We start from the raw sequence: 22,227 nt of genomic DNA, 5'->3' as shown, positions 1-22,227 counted from the left end.
GTATATTGGTATTATGGCTATTGAAAGTAAATTAAAAAAAGACAGGCTCTTTTTGCGCTTTACATGGGCTAGGTTAAGGAACTACCTGATTAGAGCAAAAAAAAGTCTATATGCATCTATTATTCTATGTGGTTTGATAGTTGGTGTTGATCTATATCTAGGAGATGTTGAATTTGTTACTCAATCGCTAGAGGTTGGATTTACATTAGCGTTTATACTATTTGTATTTTTCTTTTTAATAACAAAAGATGATAATCCTGTAGATATAATCATTTCAGGTGCAGAAGGCGAAACTACGGTTTTAGATGAGTTAAAAAAATTAGACAATAATTTTGTACTATTTAATCGAGTGGTTTTACCAGATGAGAAATCCACAGTTGGCAATAGAGAAATTGATTTTATTGCAGTATCTCGTAAAGGTATATACATAATTGAGGTTAAGAATAATCGTGGCTATATCGAAGTAGAGAACATGGCCGAGAGATGGAATGTATCAAAGACTTCTCAGAACAACAAAGTCTATGCAAAAACAATAAAAAATCCAATTAGGCAAACATTTGCACAGAAAAAAGCACTACAAACATACCTTTATAAACAAAAAATATATATAAAAGGTATTCCTGTTGTGACTGTTGTTATTTTTGCAAACGATGATGCACAGTTAAGTGAAAATTTCATTGCAGATGATGCTAATCAAGCAGTTTTGTCATTAGAAAATCTAATACCTTTTATTAAAGCAAAAGAAGAATATTTAGAGAAGATGCCTACGCGTTCACGTAGAAAAATAATTCGTAAAATAGAGAAAAAGTAATGCTTGACGATAGGCCTATAGGTGTTTTTGATTCAGGAATTGGTGGTTTAACTGTCGTCAAAAACTTGATGAATATATTGCCAAATGAGGATATTATATATTTTGGAGATATTGCTAGAATACCTTATGGGACTAAATCACGAGCGACTATTCAAAAGTTTGCAGCCCAAACGGCTAAATTTTTGATTGATCAAGAAGTTAAAGCAATAATTATTGCTTGTAATACTATATCAGCTATTGCAAAAGATATCGTTCAAGAAATTGCTAAAACAGTTCCTGTTATTGATGTGATAAGTGCTGGAGTTAGCTTAGTCGATAGTCTTAAAACAGTTGGTGTCATAGCAACACCAGCTACTATCAATAGTAACGCATACGCACTACAAATACACAAAAATAATCCTAGCACAGAAGTTTATAGTAGTTCATGTGGTCTTTTTGTATCCATGATTGAAGAGGGATTTATAGATGGAGAAGTTGTTGAATTAGTAGCTAAACAATATCTTGAGTATTTTAACGATAAAAACATTCAAGCTCTAATTTTGGGTTGTACACATTATCCTATTATCAAAGATAGTATCGCTAAAGCTCTTGATGTAAAGCTTATAGACCCATCATTACAAGCTAGTAAGATGCTTCAGCAACTACTTGTTGAAAATAATCTTTTGAATAAAAACAATTCTAATCCAGAGTATAAATTTTATGTTACAGATATTCCTCTGAAGTTTAGATCTGTTGGTGAGATGTTTTTACAAACACAGATGCAACATCTTGAAATAGTTAGTTTAGATAGTTACTAATATAAAATGCTGGTTACTAACTTGACTTTGATTTAGATATACTATTAACTTTATACCGAAAACACAGGGGTGCATGATTTTTTTTCGAATCATGCTGAGAGGATTTTCCAACCCTTTGAACCTGATCTAGTTAGCACTAGTGTAGGAAGTGTAGTTTGGTTGTATTTGCTATAGTTGTGATTCTATTACTGTATCAATTATACCTTTAATTTCATCTGCCTATACTAGTTTGAATTGAAAATAGGAGATGAAATGACTAACTCTAGAAATCAAGATATTCAAACTAATACAGAAAACTCAACAATAACGATTAAATATCCAAATTCGGAAAAATGTTATGTTGAATGTCTTAGTACAGCACTAAAAGTTCCTTTTAGAAAAATTGCTCAAACAAATACAAATATCGAAGGTAATATCAGTACAAATCCAGATGTTTTTGTCTATGATTCATCTGGAGAGTATTCTTCAGGTAACGCGGTTGATATAGAAAAGGGCTTGTCTAGACATAGATTAAGTTGGCTCAAAAAAAATGAAGATATACAAGGTTTGGGATGTTTCTCATCAGACTATACCAATGCTCAATTTAAAGAAGATAAATTAAATTTTAGAAATAGGCATGTACCTATCAAAGCAAAATATGGTAAAAATGTTTCGCAAATGCATTATGCAAGAAAAGGTATTATAACTCCAGAAATGTATTATGTTGCAATTAGAGAAAATATTCTAAGAGCTAATTTTCATTTAAGTGCTGAGTATACAAATCAACATCAGGGAGTATCATTTGGAGCAAATATTCAAAGAGAAATTACTCCTGAGTTTGTAAGAGAAGAAGTTGCTGCGGGTAGAGCTATTATTCCGGCTAATATTAATCATCCAGAATTGGAACCGATGATAATCGGTAGAAATTTCTTGGTTAAAGTTAATGCTAATATTGGGACATCGGCAGTTACATCTTCTACACTAGAAGAAGTTGAAAAAATGGTTATAGCAGTAAAGTGGGGAGCAGATACTGTTATGGATCTTTCTACAGGTAAGCATATTCATCAGACAAGAGAATGGATTATTAGAAATAGTCCCGTACCTATAGGCACAGTTCCTCTTTATCAGGCTTTAGAAAAAGTAAATGGTAAAGCTGAGGATTTAACTTGGGAGATCTATAAAGATACCTTAATTGAACAAGCTGAACAAGGCGTTAGTTATTTTACAATTCATGCTGGAGTTAGAAAAGCCTTTGTTACATTGGCAGCAAATAGAATTACAGGGATTGTTTCGCGCGGTGGATCAATAATGGCTAAGTGGTGTTTACATCATAATCAGGAAAATTTTCTTTATACTCACTTTGAGGAAATTTGTGAAATTATGAAAGCTTATGATATTAGTTTTTCACTTGGTGATGGGTTAAGACCAGGATCTATAAACGATGCTAATGATAGTGCACAATTGTCAGAATTAAGAACTCTGGGGGAGTTAACTAAAATAGCGTGGAAGCATGATGTACAGGTTATGATAGAGGGGCCTGGCCATGTTCCAATGCAATTAATTAAAGAAAACATGGATTATGAGTTAAAAGACTGTTTTGAAGCACCTTTCTATACACTAGGTCCATTAGTTACAGATATTGCTCCTGGATATGATCATATTACATCAGCAATTGGGGCTGCCCAAATTGCTTGGTATGGTACTGCTATGTTATGTTATGTAACTCCAAAAGAGCATCTTGGCCTTCCTAATAAAGAAGATGTAAGAGAGGGAATTGTTACTTATAAGCTAGCAGCGCATGCTGCAGATTTAGCAAAAGGCTTTCCTGGCGCTCAAATAAGAGATAACGCTCTATCAAAAGCAAGATTTGAATTTAGATGGGAAGATCAGTTTAATTTAGGTTTGGATCCTGATAAAGCAAGATATTTTCATGATCAAACATTACCCAAAGAGGGGCATAAATTTGCTCATTTTTGTTCTATGTGTGGGCCTAGCTTTTGTTCTATGAAGCTTTCTCAAGATCTTAAGAAAATAGAATCTAAACATGAGTAAAGTCTCAATCCTAGGATCAGGGCTTATGGGTAGAGTTTTAGCACTTTATCTAGTTAAACGATATCCTAATTTAAAGATCGATATCTATACCGATAGTCTGAATTATAAGACTAGCTGTGGCTATTGTGCTGGAGGTATGCTTGCTCCAGTAACTGAGCTAATAAGTTGCCAAAAGCATGTGTATGATCTGGGATTTAATAGCTACGATCTTTGGTATGAATTAAATGTGTTTGTTAATGAAAGTCTAGGTATGGATGACAGCTTCGTAAAAAAGATTAATACCTGTGTTGTTGCACATAATCAAGATAAATATGAGTTGGATTTAGCTATTAGAAATATAGATTTAAGACTAAAAAACTTAGATACAAAGCCTCTTATAGATATATGTTCTACAGAAAAGGTACATACCCTTAATAAAGGACTGTTTTTATCAAGTACTCTTTGTGAAAAAGCTCTAATAGCAGATGAAGCATTAATTGATGTTCCAAAATTCTTTGTATTAACACAAGAGTTATTTCTTAACCTCGAAAATATAAAAATTATTGAAACTACTAAAGAACAATTCTATCGAGACTGTTTTGATAAAGAGTATGAGCATATATTTGATTGTACAGGTATCTCAAGTGTTGATGATATCAAATTGTATGGTGTAAGAGGGGAGTCGATTATTTTAGAAAATAAAAGTATTAAGTTGGATTCTGTTATTAGGCTTTTACACCCGAGACACGCTATTTATTTGATTCCTAGAGAGAATGGTATTTTTTATCTTGGTGCAACAAGTATTGATAGTAGTGATTATTCTAAGATTTCTGTACAGAGTGCATTAGAGTTGCTAAGTATGTTAGTTACGCTAGATAAGCGTTTTTTAGAAGCAAGGATATTGAAAACTTTAACTAATGTGCGTCCGATGAGTATCGATGATAAGCCAATTATAAGTACTAAAGGGAATATAACATATCTAAATGGTTTATCACGACATGGATACTTGTTTTCACCAATAGTTGCACAAACTGTGATAAAGAATAATTATGATTTTGGAGGCTGAATATGCGTATTTTGTTTAATGAAAAAGAGCTGAATTTTGATAATAGTATAACAGTTACAGATTTATTAAAGAGCCAAAAATTTGAATACCCTTGTTTTGCTGTAATGCTTAATAATAGCTTTATAGCAAAAAGAAGTTATTCTGAAGTTTTTCTTAAAAATAATGATGTGGTTGTTACTGTTCAACCAATGCAAGGAGGATAAGTTATGCTTGAGTTGTATGGAGAGCAATTTAACTCAAGATTTATATTAGGAACAGCCTTGTATCCTAGTATTGAGATTATGCTTGAAGCTATAGATAAGTCAGAAGCAGATCTTCTGACCGTATCCTTAAAAAGGTCTGCAAAAAATGTGAATGTTAAAAATCAATTTTGGGAGGAGTTAAAAAATACAGGGTGTAAGTTTTTACCGAATACTGCTGGTTGTAGAAACTCTCAAGAGGCAATAGAAATAGCAGAAATTTCACGTGAAATATTTGCCACTAATTTTATTAAAGTTGAAGTTATAGGAGATGACTATAATTTACAGCCTGATTCTGTCGAGCTAATAGACGCATGTGAGAAGTTAGTAAAAAGAGGATTTAATGTTTTACCTTATACTATAGATGACTTAGTAATTGCTAAAAAATTAATTGACGTTGGTTGTGAGGTCTTAATGCCTTGGGCAGCGCCAATTGGTAGTGGTAAAGGATTGGTAAATCCATACGCTTTGAAAGTTCTAAGAGAACGATTTGATAAGATTAAACTAATTGTTGATGCAGGTATTGGCGTGCCTTCACAAGCATGTGAAATTATGCAGATGGGCTATGATGGTGTATTACTGAACAGTGCTGTAGCATTAGCTGGGAATCCCGCTAGTATGGCTAATGCTTTTAAATTAGCAATATATGCAGGAAGAGAAGCTTTTAAAGCGAAAAGGATGATTGAAAGAGAAATTGCTGTTCCATCAACTAATTTAGTAGATACGCCATTTTGGCATCAGTACTAAGAGATAGTGTTATGCGTGATATATTTTTGACCATAGGTGGCTCAGATAGTTCATCAGGAGCTGGTATTCAAGCGGATATCAAAACTACTAATAACATAGGTGTTCATGCTTGTACAATTATAAGCTGTGTTACTGCACAAAACTCAACCAATATCTTGAATATTGAAAAGGTTTCTAAAGGTATTTTCAAAGAACAAATACAAGCAATAAGTAAAGAGTTTAAGATTAAAGTCATCAAAACTTCAGTACTATCATCTACTGAGCAGATTGATATTGTTGTAGACTTGTTGAATGATTTAAAAGATGTGTTCTACATTTGTGACCCAGTGATGGTGAGTACCACAGGCTATAGCTTGGTTGATTATAGGGTTGTAGAATATTCTAAGCAAAAGCTTTATCCATTAGCTAATATTTTAGTACCAAACCTTGATGAAGCTAAGATGCTTCTTGATGAGCATGATTCTCCTAATGTCGAAATTGCTGAAATAGCTAAAGCAATACAAGAAAAATACAACTGTAAAAGTGTACTTTTGAAAGGGGGGCATGATTCTGATAAAAATATATCTTTGGACTGCTATTATACTCCTGAAGTTAACTATACATTAACATCAAAAAGATATAAGTTAGATGAAAAAGTAAGAGGAACAGGTTGCACTTTTGCAAGTGCTATTGCTAGTTTTTTAACTTTAGGGTTTGATGTCAATAATTCTATTATTCTAGCTAAGTCATATATTTCTAACGCTATTAAAAGTAGCCAAAAAATAGCATCGCATGGATTCTTCATTGTAGATTCTAAATATATAAATAAACAAGGATTATTTCCTAAAGTAAGTGTGCATGGTAAAGATCTAAGTATAAAATTTAGATCAATTAATAAAACTGGCTTTTACCCGATAGTCGACAGTGCTGATAAGATACCTAGTTTAGCTAACTTAGGGGTTAAAACTATACAGCTTAGAATTAAATCAAATGATAGTGAGTATATACAAAAGCATATTCTAGAAGCTGTAGAGTATCAAAACAAATATGGTCTGCAACTATTTATAAATGACTACTATGAATTAGCAATTAAACATAAAGCTTTTGGTGTACATCTTGGGCATGAGGATTTATTAAGTATAGATAGGCAAACTTTATTAAAAATTAAAAATACAGATATAGCATTAGGCCTAAGTACACATGATTATTATGAGTTAGCAATAGCTTTGGGAGTTAATCCTAGTTATATAGCTTTGGGCCCTATATATACGACAAATACTAAAAAAATGAAATTTGCACCACAAGGTATCAATAAGATTCATGAGTGGTTAAATATCACTAATACGCGATTGGTTACAATTGGAGGTATAAAGAAGAGGCATATTCAGTCTATAGCGAATATAGGAGTCGATGGTATAGCTGTAGTCACACTAATAGATGAGATATCTAATTATGAAATACAAAATATAATAAAGTTATTGGAGAAGTAGATGATTTATCATCATAAAATATCAGAATCTGAACTTGAATATTATAAGCGACAAATTATTCTTGATGGTTTTGGTATTGATGCCCAAAAAAAATTAAAAAAGTTTAAAGTGTTGCTTATAGGTGTGGGTGGAGTGGGCTCACCTGTAGCCACTTACCTAACTGGTTTGGGTCTTGGAGAATTGAGTATAGTTGATGATGACTCGGTTTCAATATCAAATTTACATAGGCAGGTTTTATTTGATATTGATTACTTAGGGGAAAGTAAAGCGATCATAGCTAAAAATAGGTTACAAAAGCTTAATCCGTATATAAGTATAACTGCAATTACACAAAGGTTAACTAATCATAACTATACTAAACTAGATATGGAGAAGTATGATTTAATAATAGATACAAGTGATAACTATTTAACTAAAATACTAAGTAATAAAATTTCATTAGAATATTCTATACCCTTATTATCAGGAGGAGTTTTAGGGTTGGACTTTCAAGCAGGAATATTTAATATTAGCCATAGTTCGGCATGTTTAAATTGTTTATATCCTGATCTGGATAAAGTAGAGCACAAGAATACTTTAGGAGTTATTGGCATAGTAGCTGGTCAGGCAGGCTTGACTCTGGCGAACTTAGCAATCAATTTTTTATTAAAAAAACAAGACTATCAGAGTTCTACTTTATATAGATATAACGCAACATCAATGCAACTAAATAAATTTGATTTGTCCAAAGACATTGATTGTAACCTATGTTAGTAATTTGTATTTTTTATAGATTTAAATTCTTCTAAATAAAGCTAAAAAAATGTATGATTTGCTAAACTCGATTATTAAAGTGAGTATTGTAAATGTACGATAAAGACAGTAGAAATGTTATTTTATTAGCTGGAATTGGTGCAATTCTTGAGTTTTATGATTTTGTTTTATATATGATTTTTTCTAAAGAAATCTCAGCAACTTTTTTTGCTCAAATTACAAATCCTACTATCAAGGCATTCTTGACAGTATTAATATTCTCCATAGCATACCTTGTTAGACCGTTTGCAGGAACGATATTAGGGATTGTTGGTGATTTGATAGGGCGAAGACGTCTACTATTATTTACAATATTATTAATGGGAAGTTGTTCATTGTGTATGGGATTGATGCCTGGATATGCTCAGTGGGGACTATATGCGAGCTTTGTGTTTGTGTTATTACGTATTTTGCAAGGTATTGCTTTGGGTGGGGAGTTGCCTGGAGCTTATGTTATTGTATATGAATCAGTTAAAGGTAAAATAGGTTTTGCCACCGCCATATTATTTACATTTGTAACAGGTGGATTTTTATTTTCTGACTTTGTAGGTTTTGCTCTTGAGTATATATTTGGTGATTTTGCATGGAGAGCAGGATTCATTATTGGGGGGCTATTAGGATTTGTCGGTTATTATGTGCGTCGCAATCTTCATGAAACTCCAGAATTTGAAAGTATAGATAAACAAAAAAGACATTCTTTTGGTTCTTTAGTCTCTACTTATGGACCAAATTTGTTCGCTGGGATATGTATAGTTATTATCGTAGCTTTTGGCGGTGTAATGTTGACTCTGTATATACATAAATTTGTTGAAGATATTTTAACTGGATATAATTCTGGTCAGATCTCATTGATTCTAACTCCAAGTGTTTTAACACTTACTTGTTTTACTTTTATTTTTGGTTTTTTATCAGATAAAGTTGGTATTGCAAAAATGTTTATAGCTGGTGCTGGGCTCGTTGTAGTTTGTGCATTACCAGTATTTTATTTGATGAGTTGTATAGGGAGTGTATCGGCAATTATTTTAGCATCTATAGTTATTATGTTGTGCTATGCATTAGTTGCGGCTACCTTTATATTTTTACTTTGTGATTTATTTCCGACAGATGTTAGATTATCTGGAGTAGGTCTTAGCTATAACCTTGCTTTTGCTATAGTTGGAGGAATCGCTCCTTTAGTGAGTACAACAATAATTACAATGACAGCATATAATTTTCTAGGTCCATCTATTGTTGGCATTGTTTGTGGTGTAATTGGATTATTAGGAGTGTATGTTTACTCTAAAAGAGGTGGTTATCATAAAAACAACAAAGATATGATAGTTAAACTGTAAGTAGTTTTAGTGATGAAAGAAGATTATAAAGTAGTATTAATTGCTGGCATAGGCGCAGTTTTAGAGGTTTATGACTTTTTATTATATGTATTATTTTCGGCACAAATTGTAAATACATTTTTTGCTGGGATTGATGATTCATTAGTTAAAAGTTTCATCACAATTGCTATATTTTCTCTAACATATATTGTTAGGCCTTTAGGAGCTGTTACTTTAGGAATCTTGGGTGATCGATATGGTAGGAAGAAAATATTTACATTTACAATAATTCTTATGGGAATATCTTCATTACTAATGGGGATTATGCCTTCTTATGCTACTTTTGGGGTGTTTGCAAGTATAGCTTTTGTAATGTTTAGGATATTACAGGGATTTGCTTTAAGCGGAGAGTTGCCTGCAGCGTATGTGATTGTTTATGAAACAAGTACAAAGAATATAGGATTTAAACTAAGTATTTTATTTGCATTTGTTTTATCAGGGTTTTTATTTGCAACAACAGTATGTCTGATTCTTGAATATTTATTTGATGATTATGCTTGGAGAATTGGTTTTGTATTAGGTGGTTTCTTGGCTATATTCGGCTATTACGCAAGATTAAGATTAACAGAAACACCATTGTTTAGGAAAATTGCAAGTAGAGATAAAAAGAGTATTATTACTCTTTTTAAACAAAACTATATAAACATATTTATTGGTTTTTGTTTCGCAATGTTATTTGCTTTAGGTGCAATAATTTTGCTTCAGTATTCTAATTTTTATATTGCAAAATTATTAAATACTAGCAACACAAGTTTAATAATGATTCCAGTACAGATAATAGTTTTGATATCTGTGATAGTATTTGGCTATATATCTGATAAAGTTGGACTTAGTAAGATGTATATTGTAGGTTGTTTAATTTTATTGATAGCCACTCCTGTAATATTCTATTTGATGTCAGATACTTTTAGTATTTTTATAGGCATGATTTTTTTAATTATTTGTTATTCAGTTGGTGCATCGACAACATTATTTTTCTTGTGTGATATTTTTCCAACAGAGTTTAGATTATCAGGTGTTGCCTTGAGCTATAGTTTAAATTCAGCCTTTGTTGGAGGTGTTTGTCCTATAGTTGCTGCAACGATAATAACAAAAACAGGCACTATTTGGCTTGGTCCTACTATTATTTGTATGATTTGTTTGATATTTGCTTTGTTTGCAATTTTTTTATATAAGAAGTTAGGAATAAGTTTTTATAAAAAATCATCAAAAATAATATGATCTGAAAAGTTAGTGATATTTAATTTTTGATAATAGGTGTCAAAAACTGATAAAAGCAATAATATTCACCTATGTTATAATTTATTAAATTTAAGTATCTTATAAATTTAATTATGAAAAATGCAGTTCTTGCTTTTTTGGGATTCTTTTTACTACAAAGTTCTCAAGCATATATTGTAAAAATTGTTAAAGATAATCATGTTTCTCAGCCTGGTTATATTGCAACTATTAAAGAAAAAAATACTCAGACAGCAAGTGTAAATAAGGATGGAACAGAGTTATTTTCAGTCTTTAGGCCATACGGTAGCTACTGTCTTAATATTACAAAATTAGCTGCTTCGATAAATAATGCAAATTCATTTACTAGTTGCTTCGATAATCAATATATTGTAGGTAATAAAGTCAAAAAAATAATCCTAACAGATAATGGAAAAGCTTTTTATACATTATCTGATAGTGCAGTCCTTGGATATACTATAAATAAGAATAAGAACATTGTTGGTCCAAAGTTTTATACTCAGAAATATCCGCAACAGATTATAGATGCCAAATTAGTAGATAAAGAAAAGTATTTTTATCTTGTGACAGCTAGCTACACAAATGAAAGTGGTAAGCTTTTTGTTTATGAAGTTAATCCTGTAGGGACTTTAAAGAAAATAAAAATAATGCCACTGAGTTTTAAGCCTAAGAAAATTATATTTGATGATAGCAATGATGTATATATTCAAAGTGATAAAAGTATCTATAGCTATAATCTTATGTCGGATGGTAAGATCAAAAAGCAAGAAGAGATAATTACTATACCCTCTGGTGAAATAATCGATTTTTCAGTATTAAATGAAAATAGTACTGAAAGTAAAGTGATATTAGCGAAACAAGATAATGAGTCAGGAGAGCAAGGTATAGTTGAGGTATATAAAGTTTCCAACGGTTCTTCAAGATTGCTATACCAGGAGAAATATGATGATATACCCCAGGCAATAGCATCATATATAGATAAGGGAAGTAGTCATGGGAAGGTATTAATAGCTTTTGACCATAAGTATATAGTGGCTAACCTTAATAATACATATTTTGAAGATGTTGATGAGTATAAAATAGACGGTAGCTTTTTGAAATTGTTGCAACATGATAATCTTGTTGAAGCTATCTTTTCTGGGTCTGTAGTAACTTATGATTTAAGACAAAATAGTTTACTCAGTGAGTTGTTCTTAAAGGATATTAATGAGAATAGTTCGTTTATATCCAAAGATTTCATAGGCTTTGGAGATGAGAATAATATTAATATTTCTCAAATATAGTTGTCCAAATAGAGCTAAATGATCATATCTATGTATCTATATATGCTCTACTTACTTTACTATCAAATATTCTATTATGGTATCCAAGAATGAAAAATATATTCGTTACTTTTGTGATTTTGTTTTTTTCACAATTTTCTGAAGCGTATTATGTAAAAATTGCTAAAGATAATCATATAGTTCAACCTGGATATATCACAACTCTAGCTGAGCCAAATATACAAGCAACAGCTATTACTAGTGATAGCACAAAACTATTCTCAATATTTAGACCAAGTGATAATTATTGTCTCAGTGTTACAAAGGTTTCATATTCAATTAATAATACTGGCTCAACAACAAGCTGTTTTGGTAATCAATATGTTGTTGGCAATAAAGTTAATAAAATAATTTTGGATAATTTCGGAAAAACTTTTTATATATTATCAAATTATAATATAGTTGCTTACAACATTTCTCCTATTACAGATCGAATAAAAGGACAAATTTTTAGAAAGCGATTTATACAAAAAATTGTAGATGCTAAATTAGTAGATGAAGGAAAATATTTATATTTGTTAACTGCAAGTGACAAAAGTCAAAAAGGTAAATTAATAATTTATAGAGTTAATACAGATGGATCATTAGATGAGCTTAATATTACCGTGTTGAGGTATAAGCCTAAAAAAATAGTGTTTAACAGTATTGAAAGTGTATATATACAAAGTAATAAAAGCATTTATTTTTATAGTTTTTTAAGAAATGGAAAAGTGATTAAAAATGAAAAAATAATAACTATACCTTCTGGAGAAATATCTGATTTTTCTGTAATAACTGAAAGCTCTACTGAAAGCAAAGTGTTGCTAGTTGGTCATTCTGGTAACGAAGGTTTTGAAATAGGTTTTGTTAATACATATAATTTTTCAAGTGGTATGGTGAGACAAACAAACAATAGAGTTTATAAAGATTTACCTTTGAAAATAGTCACATACAAAGATAAGTTCAGTGGACAGAGTAAAATTTTAGTAGCTTTTAAATCTAAGCTTATTAATGGCACTGATGAAAGCGTAAAGTTGTTGGGTGATGAATATAAGGTTAATGGGAATTTTGTAGGTTTATTACAAAATAATAATCTTGTTGAGGTCGTATATTCAAGCTCGGTAGTCGTTTATGACTTAAAAGAGAGCCGCTTATTATCAAACTTATTTTTAAATAAGACCTCTGATAGTAGTTTATTTCTATCAAATAAGTTCATAGGTGTTGGTAGTCAAAGCAATATTAATATTTTTCAATTATAAGGAGATATTGTTTTATAGAAACTAGGTAGTCTTTATACTACAAGTGCGCGAAAATTAGTTAAACTTTAATTTATTGTTTATACAAAAGTAATTTTTTTGTATACAAAAATAAGTATTTATTATACTATGAATTTGTTAGATTATTTTATTTGGAGGTCTCTCATATATGTCTAATGATAGTATTTTTTCAGGTTACGCTCCTTATCCTGGAGTGTATGATGAAATTTTTTCTAATGAAGGTCATGTGCGTGGTGATGTTTCTCAGGCAATTAAAACTATAGATGAGTTAAGTGTAGAATCTTTATACGAAAAGCAGAAGTTTGTAGATGCTTCTTTTCTAAAAAATGGAATTACTTTTACGGTTTATAGTGATATTCAAGGTACAGAAAAGATCTTTCCATTTGATTTAATTCCCAGAATAATCTCTGAAAAAGAGTGGTCTGAGCTTGAGAAAGGATTAAAACAACGTCTTAAAGCACTAAATGCTTTTTTGAATGATATATATGACGAGCAAAAAATATTAAAAGATGGTGTGATACCAAGAGAGCTTGTAGAATCATCAGAAGAGTATATACCCGAGATGAGAGGCGTGAAGCCTCCACATGGTGTATATTGCCATATTGCAGGACTTGATCTCATAAAAGATGAAAGTGGTTTTATGGTATTAGAAGATAATGTAAGAACTCCATCTGGTGTTTCTTATGTATTAGAAAATCGTAACTCTCTAATGAAAGTACTTCCTGAGGCATTTGCAAATGCTAATATCAAAAAAGTAGTGGATTATCCAACTGAATTGAGAAAAGCACTATCTAGGATTTCTCCGGTTGTAGACGGTAAAAAAGGTTTAAGTGTAGTTTTAACGCCAGGACAATATAATTCAGCATACTTTGAACATAGCTATCTTGCACGTAAAATGGGATGTAAGCTAGTACAAGGTTCAGATCTTTTTGTACATAATAATCATGTATATCTCAAAACTACTAAAGGACCTAAGCTTGTAACTGTAATTTATAGAAGAATAGATGATAAGTTTTTAGATCCGGAATTCTTTAATCCTGAAAGTATGCTTGGAGTACCTGGCATAATAGAGGCATATAAGGCTGGTAATGTAGTTTTAGCAAATGCTGTAGGTAATGGTATTGCTGATGACAAAGCAATATACCCGTATGTTCACAAAATGATTGAATACTACCTTAACGAAAAGCCAATATTAGCCCAAGTTAAAACATATTTTTGTAGTGAAGAAAATGATAGAAATTACGTTTTGAGTAATCTTGATAAATTAGTTGTCAAAGAAGCTAATGGTTCTGGAGGCTACGGGATGCTTATTGGACCACAGGCTAGTGCAGAGGAGTTACAAGAGTTTGCTACTAAAATAAAAGAAAAGCCGAGAGCATATATAGCTCAACCATTAGTAGAGTTATCTACAAGTCCTACATTTATCGATGGTAAGGTATTGCCAAGAAGGGTGGATTTGAGAGCGTTTTTAGTTACTGGTAAAGATACATGGATACTACCAGGAGGGCTTGCAAGAGTAGCTCTTAAAGAAGGATCATATGTTGTGAATTCTAGTCAAGGTGGTGGTTCGAAAGATACATGGGTTTTAGGGAGAGATAAGAAATGATGATATCTCGTACAGCAGAAAATTGTTTTTGGTTAAGTAGAAATATCGAAAGAGTTCAGATGTTAACTAATGCTATTGAAGTGGCATATAACGTCGAACTTGAGATATATGGTGATGCTGAAGATATTTGGTATCCTTTGGTTGTGGTATTAGGTGGTAAAGAGGCATTTATTAAAAAATATGGCTACAGTGCAAAATCTAACGCAAGAAAGATACAAGAGTTTTTGATTTGGGATAAAGAAAATCCATCTTCGATATATTCATCATTATCTTCTGCACGTGAAAATGCTCGGATAATTAGAGATCTGATAGCTGCAGATATGTGGGAGGAGATTAATGAGCTATGGTTGTGGATCAATTCAGCTGAAACTCATAGATTTTCTGTAGTAAATCTAGATGAATTCTGTAAAAAAATCATTAAGTTTTGCTTCTTGTGGATAGGTTTTTATCATAATTTTATTCTAAGGAATGATACTTATAACTTTATGAAGTTAGGTATGCTTATTGAGAGAGTTGACTTTACATTGAGGCTAGGCGACATACATCATCATAGACATATAAGTCTCGCGTCAAAGAATGAAACTACAGATGAATCACAGTATTGGCAGGAGATGTTGTTAAATACAATGTCAAAAGACGCATTTATGCGTAAAGCAGATTTTGACGTTAACAGAAAAGATGTAGCGGAGTTCTTGTTGAAATCAGATGATTATCCTAGAACAGTTACTTTTTGTTTAAATGATTGCCTTGCTGTGTTAAAAAGGATGTCATATCATTCGACAGGTATAGGTATGCAATCTAGAACAAAAGTAGAGGAAATTATAAAATACTTTGAAAGTAATGCTACTGAGTCATTGCTAGAAAAAAATCATGAATTTATTACATATCTGATAAACTCAATGGCACAACTTACAACTATTATTTCAAAAGAATTCTTTATATCTGATGTAGATTTCTACGTAGCAATGTTAGAAGGGTAGAAATAAAAAGGAAAAAATATTTAATGTTTAGTAATATCTTGGCTATATCTTCAGATTGCCCAATATCTCCACGAATTAACTTTTTAGCAGATGATACCGCAACCTTACAAGAATTTATGTGGGGTATAGGATGGTATCATGATAATCATAATGCTGTATCGATTATGAAAGATAATCATGTTGAAAATGTAGAAGCTTTACGTGCTTTGTTTGACAATAATCCAAACTTTTGTTCTAGCACTTTTATTGGACATATTTATAGTCATAGTTTGTTTGACAAAACTGATTTAAATCTTCAGCCATTTATGAAACCTCATGCAGGTAAAGAGTGGACTATTGTTCATAATGGCGATTTAAATAGGATGTATCAAAATACGTTATGCCTTAACTTTTCTGACTATGAACCTGTCGGTAAAACTGATTCAGAATATATATTATGCTGGATTCTTTCTCAACTTAGAAAAAAAAATATTAGAGAGCTAAATGACGATAATCTATTTTATGTTTATGACTTATTGAAGCAGATAAATGAGGTTGGTCAAGTAAACTTGGTTCTTTCTAATGGTGATATAACAGTAGTTTATCAAGATAAGGAGGATTTTAATCCAATTTATTATAAAAAGTTCTACCCACCGACAAATAGTAATAATTTAGATATTGGTTATGTGAATGTAGCAACAGGCTTGTATGGAGATGAGCTTAGAACTTATACAATATTTTCAAATAATACAAACGTTGACGGTACATGGAGAAAATTATTGCCAGGTCAAATGGTAGCTGTTTCGCATGGTCGTGTTGTATGGAATAGTGATAAAAGTAGTAGTAATTATGGAGGGCATACATACCAGCCTGAGCGATTAAATGTTCCTGTTGAGAATAAAGTTTTTGAAAGCTCAGAAAGAGTTTTAGACATTATTCATACTACAAAATACAGTTATGAGTTTCCAGTGAATTTGAGTAAACATGATATTCGTATGAAACCAATTGTAGATGCAAAACAGCGTATACTCAATTATGATCTTAAAATATCAGTTGCTTGCGAGAAAGAAGAATATACTGATGTTTTTGGTAATGACGTTGTGTTTCTCAAAACTAAAGAGTCTTATAAAGAATTTACAATAGAAATGAAGACAAAAATTGCTGTGAGTAATGATCATAGTGTGCGTAAAAGATCTATAAATTCTCGTACAACTATGCCAATTTCATGGATGCCGTGGCAGAGGCAGATGATGACTCCATATCTATTGTCTGTAGAGCTGCCACAAACTCAACTTGAAGAGTTGATGGATTATGCTGTATCTTTTGTCAAAAGGAATGATAGTGATATTATGGCAGTACTAGATGACATTAATAAAACAATCTATTACGAGTATAAATACGTCTCAGGTTCTACTAACTTTGCTACAACTGCTTATGATGTCTATATTACTAGGCAAGGTGTTTGTCAAGACTTCTCAAATCTATTTATTTGTTTAGCAAGGCTTTTAGGTATACCTGCTCGATATCGTTCAGGATATATATTTAATGGTGGTCATTATAATAATACTGAGATGAGTGACGCAACTCATGCTTGGGTAGAAGTATATATACCGTGGATTGGCTGGATAGGATATGACCCTACAAATGGTTGTGAAGTTAATAGTGATCATGTACGGATTGCATGTGGTAGAACATATATTGATGCTACGCCGACAGCAGGAACAATTTACCGAGGAGGAGGTGGAGAGTCTTTGTCGATAAACGTTAAAGTTTTTGATGTAACTAGCACGTTATAAAATTTTGTCTAAAGGAGTGACTTGTGATAGATATTAAAGTCGCACTCTACAGCTAATAGATGGTATGTATCAGGGAATAAGCTTTTAAATGGCTCTATAGAGTGGTGTATGTACCCACATTTGGTGTACCATCTTTTCAAAACCTCTTTGCTTGGATTAATATAGTGTTTAGGGGTAAGTAGTTCAAGTTGCATTATTTTAAAGCCATTATTCTTTGCCCAATTTTCTGCAGCATTCACAAGTTTAGTGCCAACGCCAAGCCTCCTATGGTTAAAGGCAGTAGCAAGCATTCCAAGTTCAGCTATATTATCTGAGAGTCTTGTGACTTTTACAGAGCCGATCATCTGATTATTATTTGTTGCGATAATTATCTGATTATTATTAATTAGAGTCTTTAATTCATTAAAAGTTGTTCTTTTTGCAGAATCTATCCATAGATCTCCTTCAGCACTCCTATAGGCATCATTAATAATTTTGACAAGAGTATTTATTTCCTCTGTAGTTATATTATTTATACTTGCAAAGCCTATTTTTGTTTTATTCATAGTTATTACTAACTTCATTATTTTTTATAAAATATTTTGCTTAATATAGCATTTTTTTGTTATTTTGGTCAAAGAGGAGTTTGTCTACAATAGCTATCTAACTTCTAGCTTGATATATAACTTAGATAAACTTAAATATTTTTCATAGTCATGTATACTTGCAAATACTACTTAATAAAATTATGTAGATATTACAATTTATGAGTATGGTGAAAAAAATATTTTGTATAAGCATATTGTTAACATTTTTTAGTACTAATACTCAAGCTAGCTTTGTTCGTGCCAATAAAGATAATCATAAGGCTCAGCCAGGTTATATAAGTACAGTATATGAGCCTAATGTTCAAACACTAGCTATGTCAGAAGGAAAAAACTCTAGACTATACTCAATATATCGTGAAGGAACACAGTACTGCAGTAGTGCTATAAAGCTAAACTATTCAATAAGTAATAGTGCTGTATCTTCTAGTTGTTTTGATAGTGAAACTAATATTGGTAGCAAAGTCTTAAAAGCGATTATCTCTGAAAATGGATCCCGATTGTATTTATTTTCAGAGCATATAATCTCTGAATATGGCGTGTCTCCTATATCAAGTAGAGTTAACTCACAGATATCAAGTGAACATATAACCCAGAATATTATAGCTGTTGAAAAGTTTAACAGTAAAATTTATGTATTGACACACGAAGAAGATAGTAATAAAGGCTCCTTAATTATATTTAACATAGGGAATGATGGGAGTTTAGATAAGACAGACTCTAAGTCTTTGAGCTATATTCCACTTGGATTTAAGTTTTATGCCGATGCAGGCTTTGATTATGTTTATGTTAGATCTAAAGAGCAGATATATAAATATGATATTTTGAATGATGGCACAATTAATCGCTCTAGTAAACTAGTGGATTATCCAGGTAATACGATTAAGGATTTTGGAATACTAAAAGATAAAGACAAGAAAACACTACGGATGGTAGTAGCTTTAAAAAATGGTGATTCTGGGCTTAGTCAAGGAGCCTTAAAAATGTATTTACTTAATGGTGTGGGAGTGAGACTTACATCAAGTGTTAATCTGGAGCTAGAGCCTTATCAAATATATGCATATGATGAAAAACAGATGTTTCTAGTAGCATATGAGTATAGCTTTGATATTAGAGAGATTAACGCTAAAACAAATGCGATAGAAGATAAACTTATTTTGCAAAGAGGTTTTGATGCTTCCCTTATTGATGTGGAGCATATCGATAAAGTTACAGCTATAATGAGTGAATCGGCTATACAAGTATTTAATGGGTTTGTCTTATCTCAAGCATTTTATCTAAAAGATAAGCCTCTTCAGCTTATATTCAGTCCTGATACTCATTTTATGGGGGTAGCTAATGAAGAGAGTGTTGATGTTTATGAAATTACGGCAACTTTTGATAGGCAATAAAAATATTTTAGATCTCGAGGTTAGCTAGTTTGATAACAGTTGTATAATAATTTCTTAAGTGTAGAATTTATCTCAATTAAACTTTCCAATTAATACTATTATGCAAGAATCATTGAAGTTAAGCGAGTTTCTTGAGCTTATAAAAAGTACTATTGAAATGAGTTTCGGCTATGAAGGTTTTTGGGTAGTTGCAGAGCTATCTGAATGGCGTAGATCTGGTAAACATTACTATGGTGAGCTTATAGAGCATGATGGTGTTAGTAAATTTCCTATAGCTAAAATTAGATGTAACTGTTGGGCAAATAAAGTTGATTATATCCATAGTAAATTTAGTCAAGCTACTGGAGAAACTCTAAAAACAGATATGAAAGTCTTATTTAGGGTAAGTGTAAATTATCATACTAGTTTTGGACTTAGTCTAAATATAATAGATATAGATCCTGCCTTTACACTTGGTGATAGGCAAGCTCGTAAAATTGAGATTCTACAAAGCTTGTCCGGAAAAGGTATTTTAGAGAGAAATAAAGTTCTTAATATGCCAGATGATTTTACCAATGTTGCAGTAATCACAAGTATAACGGCTGCAGGTAAAGGAGACTTCTTCGAAGAGGCTGATAAATTACAAGATTTAAGTTTATGTAACTTTGATATATATGAAGCAAAGATGCAAGGTGCAGAATGTGCGAAAAGTGTCTCAACAGCATTTTCTAAGATAGCAACAGTAGCTGATAAATATGATGCGATAGTATTAATCCGAGGAGGGGGCTCACAGGCTGACCTTGACTGGTTTAATAATATACTACCAGCTGAAAGCATTTGTAATAGTAAAAATCCAGTGTTAGTTGGTATAGGACATGAGAGAGATAGTACAGTTTTAGATGAGATATGTACAAAAAGATTTGATACGCCATCTAAGGTTATAAATTATATAGCTAATACAATCGTTGATAATGCAATAAACGCTAAATATAATTATGAATCGATAGTAAGAATCACTAAAAATTTAGCTAAACAAAATAAACATCAATTAGATAATCTGTATCATAATTTTAAAACACGTATAGAGCATTATCTCTATCAAATGAATCAAAGTGTTGATCATAACTATAAAGAATCTACTTCTATAGCAAGGGGAGTTACTAAGCTATATGATAAAACCGTGAATACTATGCATGAAAATATATTATCAAGCTCAAAAAGCTTGATAAGAAGTTATGGAAATAACATTTATAATTCATATAATCAATCAACTAATACAGCTCGAAATATTTTAAAATACTATAATCAAACAAGCGAATCTCTTTATAAGCAGATATTATCTGTATCAATAGAGCCAACTCTTAAAAGAGGCTTTAGCTTGACAAAGACAATAGATGGTAAATATATAACAACTCAAAAACAAGCACAAGCATACTCAGATTTAGAAATAGTTTATGCCGATGGAAATATACAAGTAGAGGTGAAAGAAAATGGCAACTCAAAGTAAAAAATTTGCAAAAAATTATCAAATATTAGAAGAAATTAATGAGAAACTTCAAGAGCAACAAGATAATCCTGCTCTGTTAGATGAATTAGCACCAATGCTAGAACAAGCCTCAAAAAGTTATCAGTTATGTAAAGAAAGAATTGCTGCAGCTCAGAAGTTTATAGATGAATTTGAAGGTGATGACTAGAAAACCATACCTGGCATTTGCCATATTCCAGCTGTTCTAAGAGTATCTTTGATTATTAGTATTTTTTCTTGTTGCTGTGCTGGTTTATCAATATCATAATTTGTTCTAGCAGTTATGTTAGACATTTTGATAGGTAATTTAGCATTGTAAATTTCTTGCTCAAAAATAGAGTTTGCTCTACGAATGTGAGAGTCAGAGCTTATTAGTATAATATTTTTAACAGGTCTATTTATTTTTTTGATTATTTTTATCGTATTAATGGCATTGGTGACAGTGCTAGTTGATTGATCCTCTTGTATTATGCTTTGTGCAGAAACACCATGCTTAATTAACCATTGTTTCATTTGATATGATTCTGTTACACCTTCGTGAGCAACTCCACCTGATACTATGATTATCGCATTAGGGTATTTTTTATATGCTGATAGAGTTATTTTTAGTCTATCAACTAATATATTGCTCATGGTGCCGTCATCATTTAATGAATATCCTAATGTAACTATTGCTAAAGAATTCTGATCAATGTCTTTTAACTGATCTAATTTTGAGTTTATGCCTAATTTGAAGTTAGTTTTAGCAGTTTGTATTGCTTGTATAAAGTGAGGCATTTTTGACCATTTAGATTCTTTAAGAATAGTAATATTTTGATCAAAATTATTAGGGTTCCAAATTAAAGAATATGCGGTTAAGAATATCTGTAATATCGGGTTATTATAAGATTTTATAGTGCCAAGAGAGCTTAATGTTTTTCTGGCATCATTTACTGAATTATTAGATATTTCTAAAGATGCTAATGCAAGGGTAAGCTGTGTATTGATATAACTATTGGGCTTAGATTCTTTAAGAGCACTTTTTAAAGAGTTAATTGAGCCTTGTAGGTCGCCTCTTTGAGTAATAGAGCCATCATTTTTATCATCAGTCGAAACACTCAAATCATACTGGATATTTGCTATTGCAGTTTGTTGGTTATTCAGGATATTAAGATTGAAGTTATTTGATCGATCTGCAAATGATAAGATAGGTGAAATTATAATTATTAAGCTTAGGATAATTTTTTTTGAGACTTTCATATTTAGGTTTTGTTAAAAAATATTACAAGA

Annotated in this window: 20 protein-coding genes and 1 riboswitch; of the genes, 18 read left to right on the top strand and 2 right to left on the bottom strand. The window is 31.4% G+C overall.

Annotated features, from left to right (window positions below; all coding sequences use genetic code 11):
- Nucleotides 1-13: 13 nt before the first annotated feature.
- The 15 genes from F3D59_RS07535 to F3D59_RS07465 all read left to right on the top strand — a co-directional run bounded on the left by F3D59_RS07535 (nucleotide 14) and on the right by F3D59_RS07465 (nucleotide 17,479).
- On the top strand, nucleotides 14-811 hold the full coding sequence (locus F3D59_RS07535; protein ID WP_150464390.1) for a nuclease-related domain-containing protein: 798 nt from the start codon (nucleotides 14-16) through the stop codon (nucleotides 809-811).
- Nucleotides 811-1,608, top strand: a complete 798-nt coding sequence (murI, locus tag F3D59_RS07530) for a glutamate racemase (protein WP_150464389.1) — start codon at nucleotides 811-813, stop codon at nucleotides 1,606-1,608. The genes F3D59_RS07535 and murI overlap by 1 nt, the downstream gene beginning before the upstream one ends.
- 55 nt (nucleotides 1,609-1,663) lie before the next feature.
- Nucleotides 1,664-1,773: riboswitch (TPP riboswitch) on the top strand.
- An 87-nt stretch (nucleotides 1,774-1,860) separates the two neighbouring features.
- Complete coding sequence (gene thiC, locus F3D59_RS07525; RefSeq protein WP_150464388.1) at nucleotides 1,861-3,639, top strand: phosphomethylpyrimidine synthase ThiC; 1,779 nt, start codon at nucleotides 1,861-1,863, stop codon at nucleotides 3,637-3,639.
- The gene (locus F3D59_RS07520) at nucleotides 3,632-4,684 is read left to right on the top strand and encodes an FAD-dependent oxidoreductase (RefSeq protein WP_150464387.1); all 1,053 of its coding nucleotides are present in this window, start codon (nucleotides 3,632-3,634) and stop codon (nucleotides 4,682-4,684) included. The genes thiC and F3D59_RS07520 overlap by 8 nt, the downstream gene beginning before the upstream one ends.
- Before the next feature lie 2 nt (nucleotides 4,685-4,686).
- Nucleotides 4,687-4,887, top strand: a complete 201-nt coding sequence (thiS, locus tag F3D59_RS07515) for a sulfur carrier protein ThiS (RefSeq protein ID WP_013922918.1) — start codon at nucleotides 4,687-4,689, stop codon at nucleotides 4,885-4,887.
- 3 nt (nucleotides 4,888-4,890) lie between these two features.
- Nucleotides 4,891-5,670, top strand: a complete 780-nt coding sequence (locus F3D59_RS07510; protein WP_042518051.1) for a thiazole synthase — start codon at nucleotides 4,891-4,893, stop codon at nucleotides 5,668-5,670.
- A gap of 11 nt (nucleotides 5,671-5,681) precedes the next feature.
- A complete protein-coding gene (thiD, locus tag F3D59_RS07505; protein ID WP_150464386.1) occupies nucleotides 5,682-7,139 on the top strand; it encodes a bifunctional hydroxymethylpyrimidine kinase/phosphomethylpyrimidine kinase in 1,458 nt (485 codons plus the stop codon).
- Entirely contained in the window at nucleotides 7,140-7,892 is a 753-nt protein-coding gene (locus F3D59_RS07500; RefSeq protein ID WP_150464385.1) for a HesA/MoeB/ThiF family protein, read from the top strand.
- A 92-nt stretch (nucleotides 7,893-7,984) separates the two neighbouring features.
- Nucleotides 7,985-9,262: an MFS transporter gene (locus F3D59_RS07495; RefSeq protein ID WP_150464384.1), complete on the top strand. Its 1,278-nt coding sequence runs from the start codon at nucleotides 7,985-7,987 to the stop codon at nucleotides 9,260-9,262.
- Between the two features lie 12 nt (nucleotides 9,263-9,274).
- The gene (locus F3D59_RS07490; RefSeq protein ID WP_150464383.1) at nucleotides 9,275-10,522 is read left to right on the top strand and encodes an MFS transporter; all 1,248 of its coding nucleotides are present in this window, start codon (nucleotides 9,275-9,277) and stop codon (nucleotides 10,520-10,522) included.
- A 113-nt stretch (nucleotides 10,523-10,635) separates the two neighbouring features.
- Nucleotides 10,636-11,823, top strand: coding sequence for a hypothetical protein (locus tag F3D59_RS07485; RefSeq protein ID WP_150464382.1), 1,188 nt, complete (start codon nucleotides 10,636-10,638; stop codon nucleotides 11,821-11,823).
- An 89-nt stretch (nucleotides 11,824-11,912) separates the two neighbouring features.
- Nucleotides 11,913-13,100, top strand: coding sequence for a hypothetical protein (locus F3D59_RS07480; protein WP_150464381.1), 1,188 nt, complete (start codon nucleotides 11,913-11,915; stop codon nucleotides 13,098-13,100).
- A 166-nt stretch (nucleotides 13,101-13,266) separates the two neighbouring features.
- Nucleotides 13,267-14,724 (top strand): circularly permuted type 2 ATP-grasp protein, encoded by a 1,458-nt coding sequence (locus tag F3D59_RS07475; RefSeq protein WP_150464380.1) that lies wholly within the window; start codon nucleotides 13,267-13,269, stop codon nucleotides 14,722-14,724.
- Nucleotides 14,724-15,704, top strand: a complete 981-nt coding sequence (locus F3D59_RS07470) for an alpha-E domain-containing protein (protein ID WP_146422123.1) — start codon at nucleotides 14,724-14,726, stop codon at nucleotides 15,702-15,704. Before F3D59_RS07475 ends, F3D59_RS07470 begins: the two co-directional genes overlap by 1 nt.
- A gap of 23 nt (nucleotides 15,705-15,727) precedes the next feature.
- Complete coding sequence (locus F3D59_RS07465; RefSeq protein WP_013922928.1) at nucleotides 15,728-17,479, top strand: class II glutamine amidotransferase; 1,752 nt, start codon at nucleotides 15,728-15,730, stop codon at nucleotides 17,477-17,479.
- An 8-nt stretch (nucleotides 17,480-17,487) separates the two neighbouring features.
- On the opposite strand, the gene F3D59_RS07460 is transcribed toward F3D59_RS07465, so the two are convergent.
- Nucleotides 17,488-18,042, bottom strand: a complete 555-nt coding sequence (locus F3D59_RS07460; protein WP_224721173.1) for a GNAT family N-acetyltransferase — start codon at nucleotides 18,040-18,042, stop codon at nucleotides 17,488-17,490.
- 188 nt (nucleotides 18,043-18,230) lie between these two features.
- Between F3D59_RS07460 and F3D59_RS07455 the strand changes: the two genes are divergently transcribed.
- The 3 genes from F3D59_RS07455 to xseB all read left to right on the top strand — a co-directional run bounded on the left by F3D59_RS07455 (nucleotide 18,231) and on the right by xseB (nucleotide 21,127).
- Nucleotides 18,231-19,454 carry a hypothetical protein gene (locus F3D59_RS07455; RefSeq protein ID WP_224721172.1) on the top strand — a complete coding sequence of 408 codons (1,224 nt, stop codon included), beginning with the start codon at nucleotides 18,231-18,233 and terminating at the stop codon, nucleotides 19,452-19,454.
- 100 nt (nucleotides 19,455-19,554) lie between these two features.
- Nucleotides 19,555-20,940 (top strand): exodeoxyribonuclease VII large subunit, encoded by a 1,386-nt coding sequence (gene xseA, locus F3D59_RS07450; protein ID WP_150464378.1) that lies wholly within the window; start codon nucleotides 19,555-19,557, stop codon nucleotides 20,938-20,940.
- Complete coding sequence (gene xseB, locus F3D59_RS07445) at nucleotides 20,924-21,127, top strand: exodeoxyribonuclease VII small subunit (protein WP_042518073.1); 204 nt, start codon at nucleotides 20,924-20,926, stop codon at nucleotides 21,125-21,127. Before xseA ends, xseB begins: the two co-directional genes overlap by 17 nt.
- On the opposite strand, the gene F3D59_RS07440 is transcribed toward xseB, so the two are convergent.
- Nucleotides 21,124-22,197 (bottom strand): YdcF family protein, encoded by a 1,074-nt coding sequence (locus tag F3D59_RS07440; protein WP_150464377.1) that lies wholly within the window; start codon nucleotides 22,195-22,197, stop codon nucleotides 21,124-21,126. The genes xseB and F3D59_RS07440 overlap by 4 nt on opposite strands.
- Nucleotides 22,198-22,227: the final 30 nt, after the last annotated feature.

It is taken from the genome of Francisella sp. XLW-1 (assembly GCF_008711455.1).
GTDB classification, from domain to species: Bacteria; Pseudomonadota; Gammaproteobacteria; order Francisellales; family Francisellaceae; genus Francisella; species Francisella salimarina.
This window is presented reverse-complemented; position numbering and strand designations above follow the sequence as displayed.

Excerpts from the sequence above, each read along its gene's own strand:
- F3D59_RS07535 (WP_150464390.1), top strand. The coding sequence starts at position 14 with ATGGCTATTGAAAGTAAATTAAAAAAAGACAGGCTCTTTTTGCGCTTT.
- murI (WP_150464389.1), top strand. The coding sequence starts at position 811 with ATGCTTGACGATAGGCCTATAGGTGTTTTTGATTCAGGAATTGGTGGT.
- thiC (WP_150464388.1), top strand. The coding sequence starts at position 1,861 with ATGACTAACTCTAGAAATCAAGATATTCAAACTAATACAGAAAACTCA.
- F3D59_RS07520 (WP_150464387.1), top strand. The coding sequence starts at position 3,632 with ATGAGTAAAGTCTCAATCCTAGGATCAGGGCTTATGGGTAGAGTTTTA.
- thiS (WP_013922918.1), top strand. The coding sequence starts at position 4,687 with ATGCGTATTTTGTTTAATGAAAAAGAGCTGAATTTTGATAATAGTATA.
- F3D59_RS07510 (WP_042518051.1), top strand. The coding sequence starts at position 4,891 with ATGCTTGAGTTGTATGGAGAGCAATTTAACTCAAGATTTATATTAGGA.
- thiD (WP_150464386.1), top strand. The coding sequence starts at position 5,682 with ATGCGTGATATATTTTTGACCATAGGTGGCTCAGATAGTTCATCAGGA.
- F3D59_RS07500 (WP_150464385.1), top strand. The coding sequence starts at position 7,140 with ATGATTTATCATCATAAAATATCAGAATCTGAACTTGAATATTATAAG.
- F3D59_RS07495 (WP_150464384.1), top strand. The coding sequence starts at position 7,985 with ATGTACGATAAAGACAGTAGAAATGTTATTTTATTAGCTGGAATTGGT.
- F3D59_RS07490 (WP_150464383.1), top strand. The coding sequence starts at position 9,275 with ATGAAAGAAGATTATAAAGTAGTATTAATTGCTGGCATAGGCGCAGTT.
- F3D59_RS07485 (WP_150464382.1), top strand. The coding sequence starts at position 10,636 with ATGAAAAATGCAGTTCTTGCTTTTTTGGGATTCTTTTTACTACAAAGT.
- F3D59_RS07480 (WP_150464381.1), top strand. The coding sequence starts at position 11,913 with ATGAAAAATATATTCGTTACTTTTGTGATTTTGTTTTTTTCACAATTT.
- F3D59_RS07475 (WP_150464380.1), top strand. The coding sequence starts at position 13,267 with ATGTCTAATGATAGTATTTTTTCAGGTTACGCTCCTTATCCTGGAGTG.
- F3D59_RS07470 (WP_146422123.1), top strand. The coding sequence starts at position 14,724 with ATGATATCTCGTACAGCAGAAAATTGTTTTTGGTTAAGTAGAAATATC.
- F3D59_RS07465 (WP_013922928.1), top strand. The coding sequence starts at position 15,728 with ATGTTTAGTAATATCTTGGCTATATCTTCAGATTGCCCAATATCTCCA.
- F3D59_RS07460 (WP_224721173.1), bottom strand. The coding sequence starts at position 18,042 with ATGAAGTTAGTAATAACTATGAATAAAACAAAAATAGGCTTTGCAAGT.
- F3D59_RS07455 (WP_224721172.1), top strand. The coding sequence starts at position 18,231 with ATGGTGAAAAAAATATTTTGTATAAGCATATTGTTAACATTTTTTAGT.
- xseA (WP_150464378.1), top strand. The coding sequence starts at position 19,555 with ATGCAAGAATCATTGAAGTTAAGCGAGTTTCTTGAGCTTATAAAAAGT.
- xseB (WP_042518073.1), top strand. The coding sequence starts at position 20,924 with ATGGCAACTCAAAGTAAAAAATTTGCAAAAAATTATCAAATATTAGAA.
- F3D59_RS07440 (WP_150464377.1), bottom strand. The coding sequence starts at position 22,197 with ATGAAAGTCTCAAAAAAAATTATCCTAAGCTTAATAATTATAATTTCA.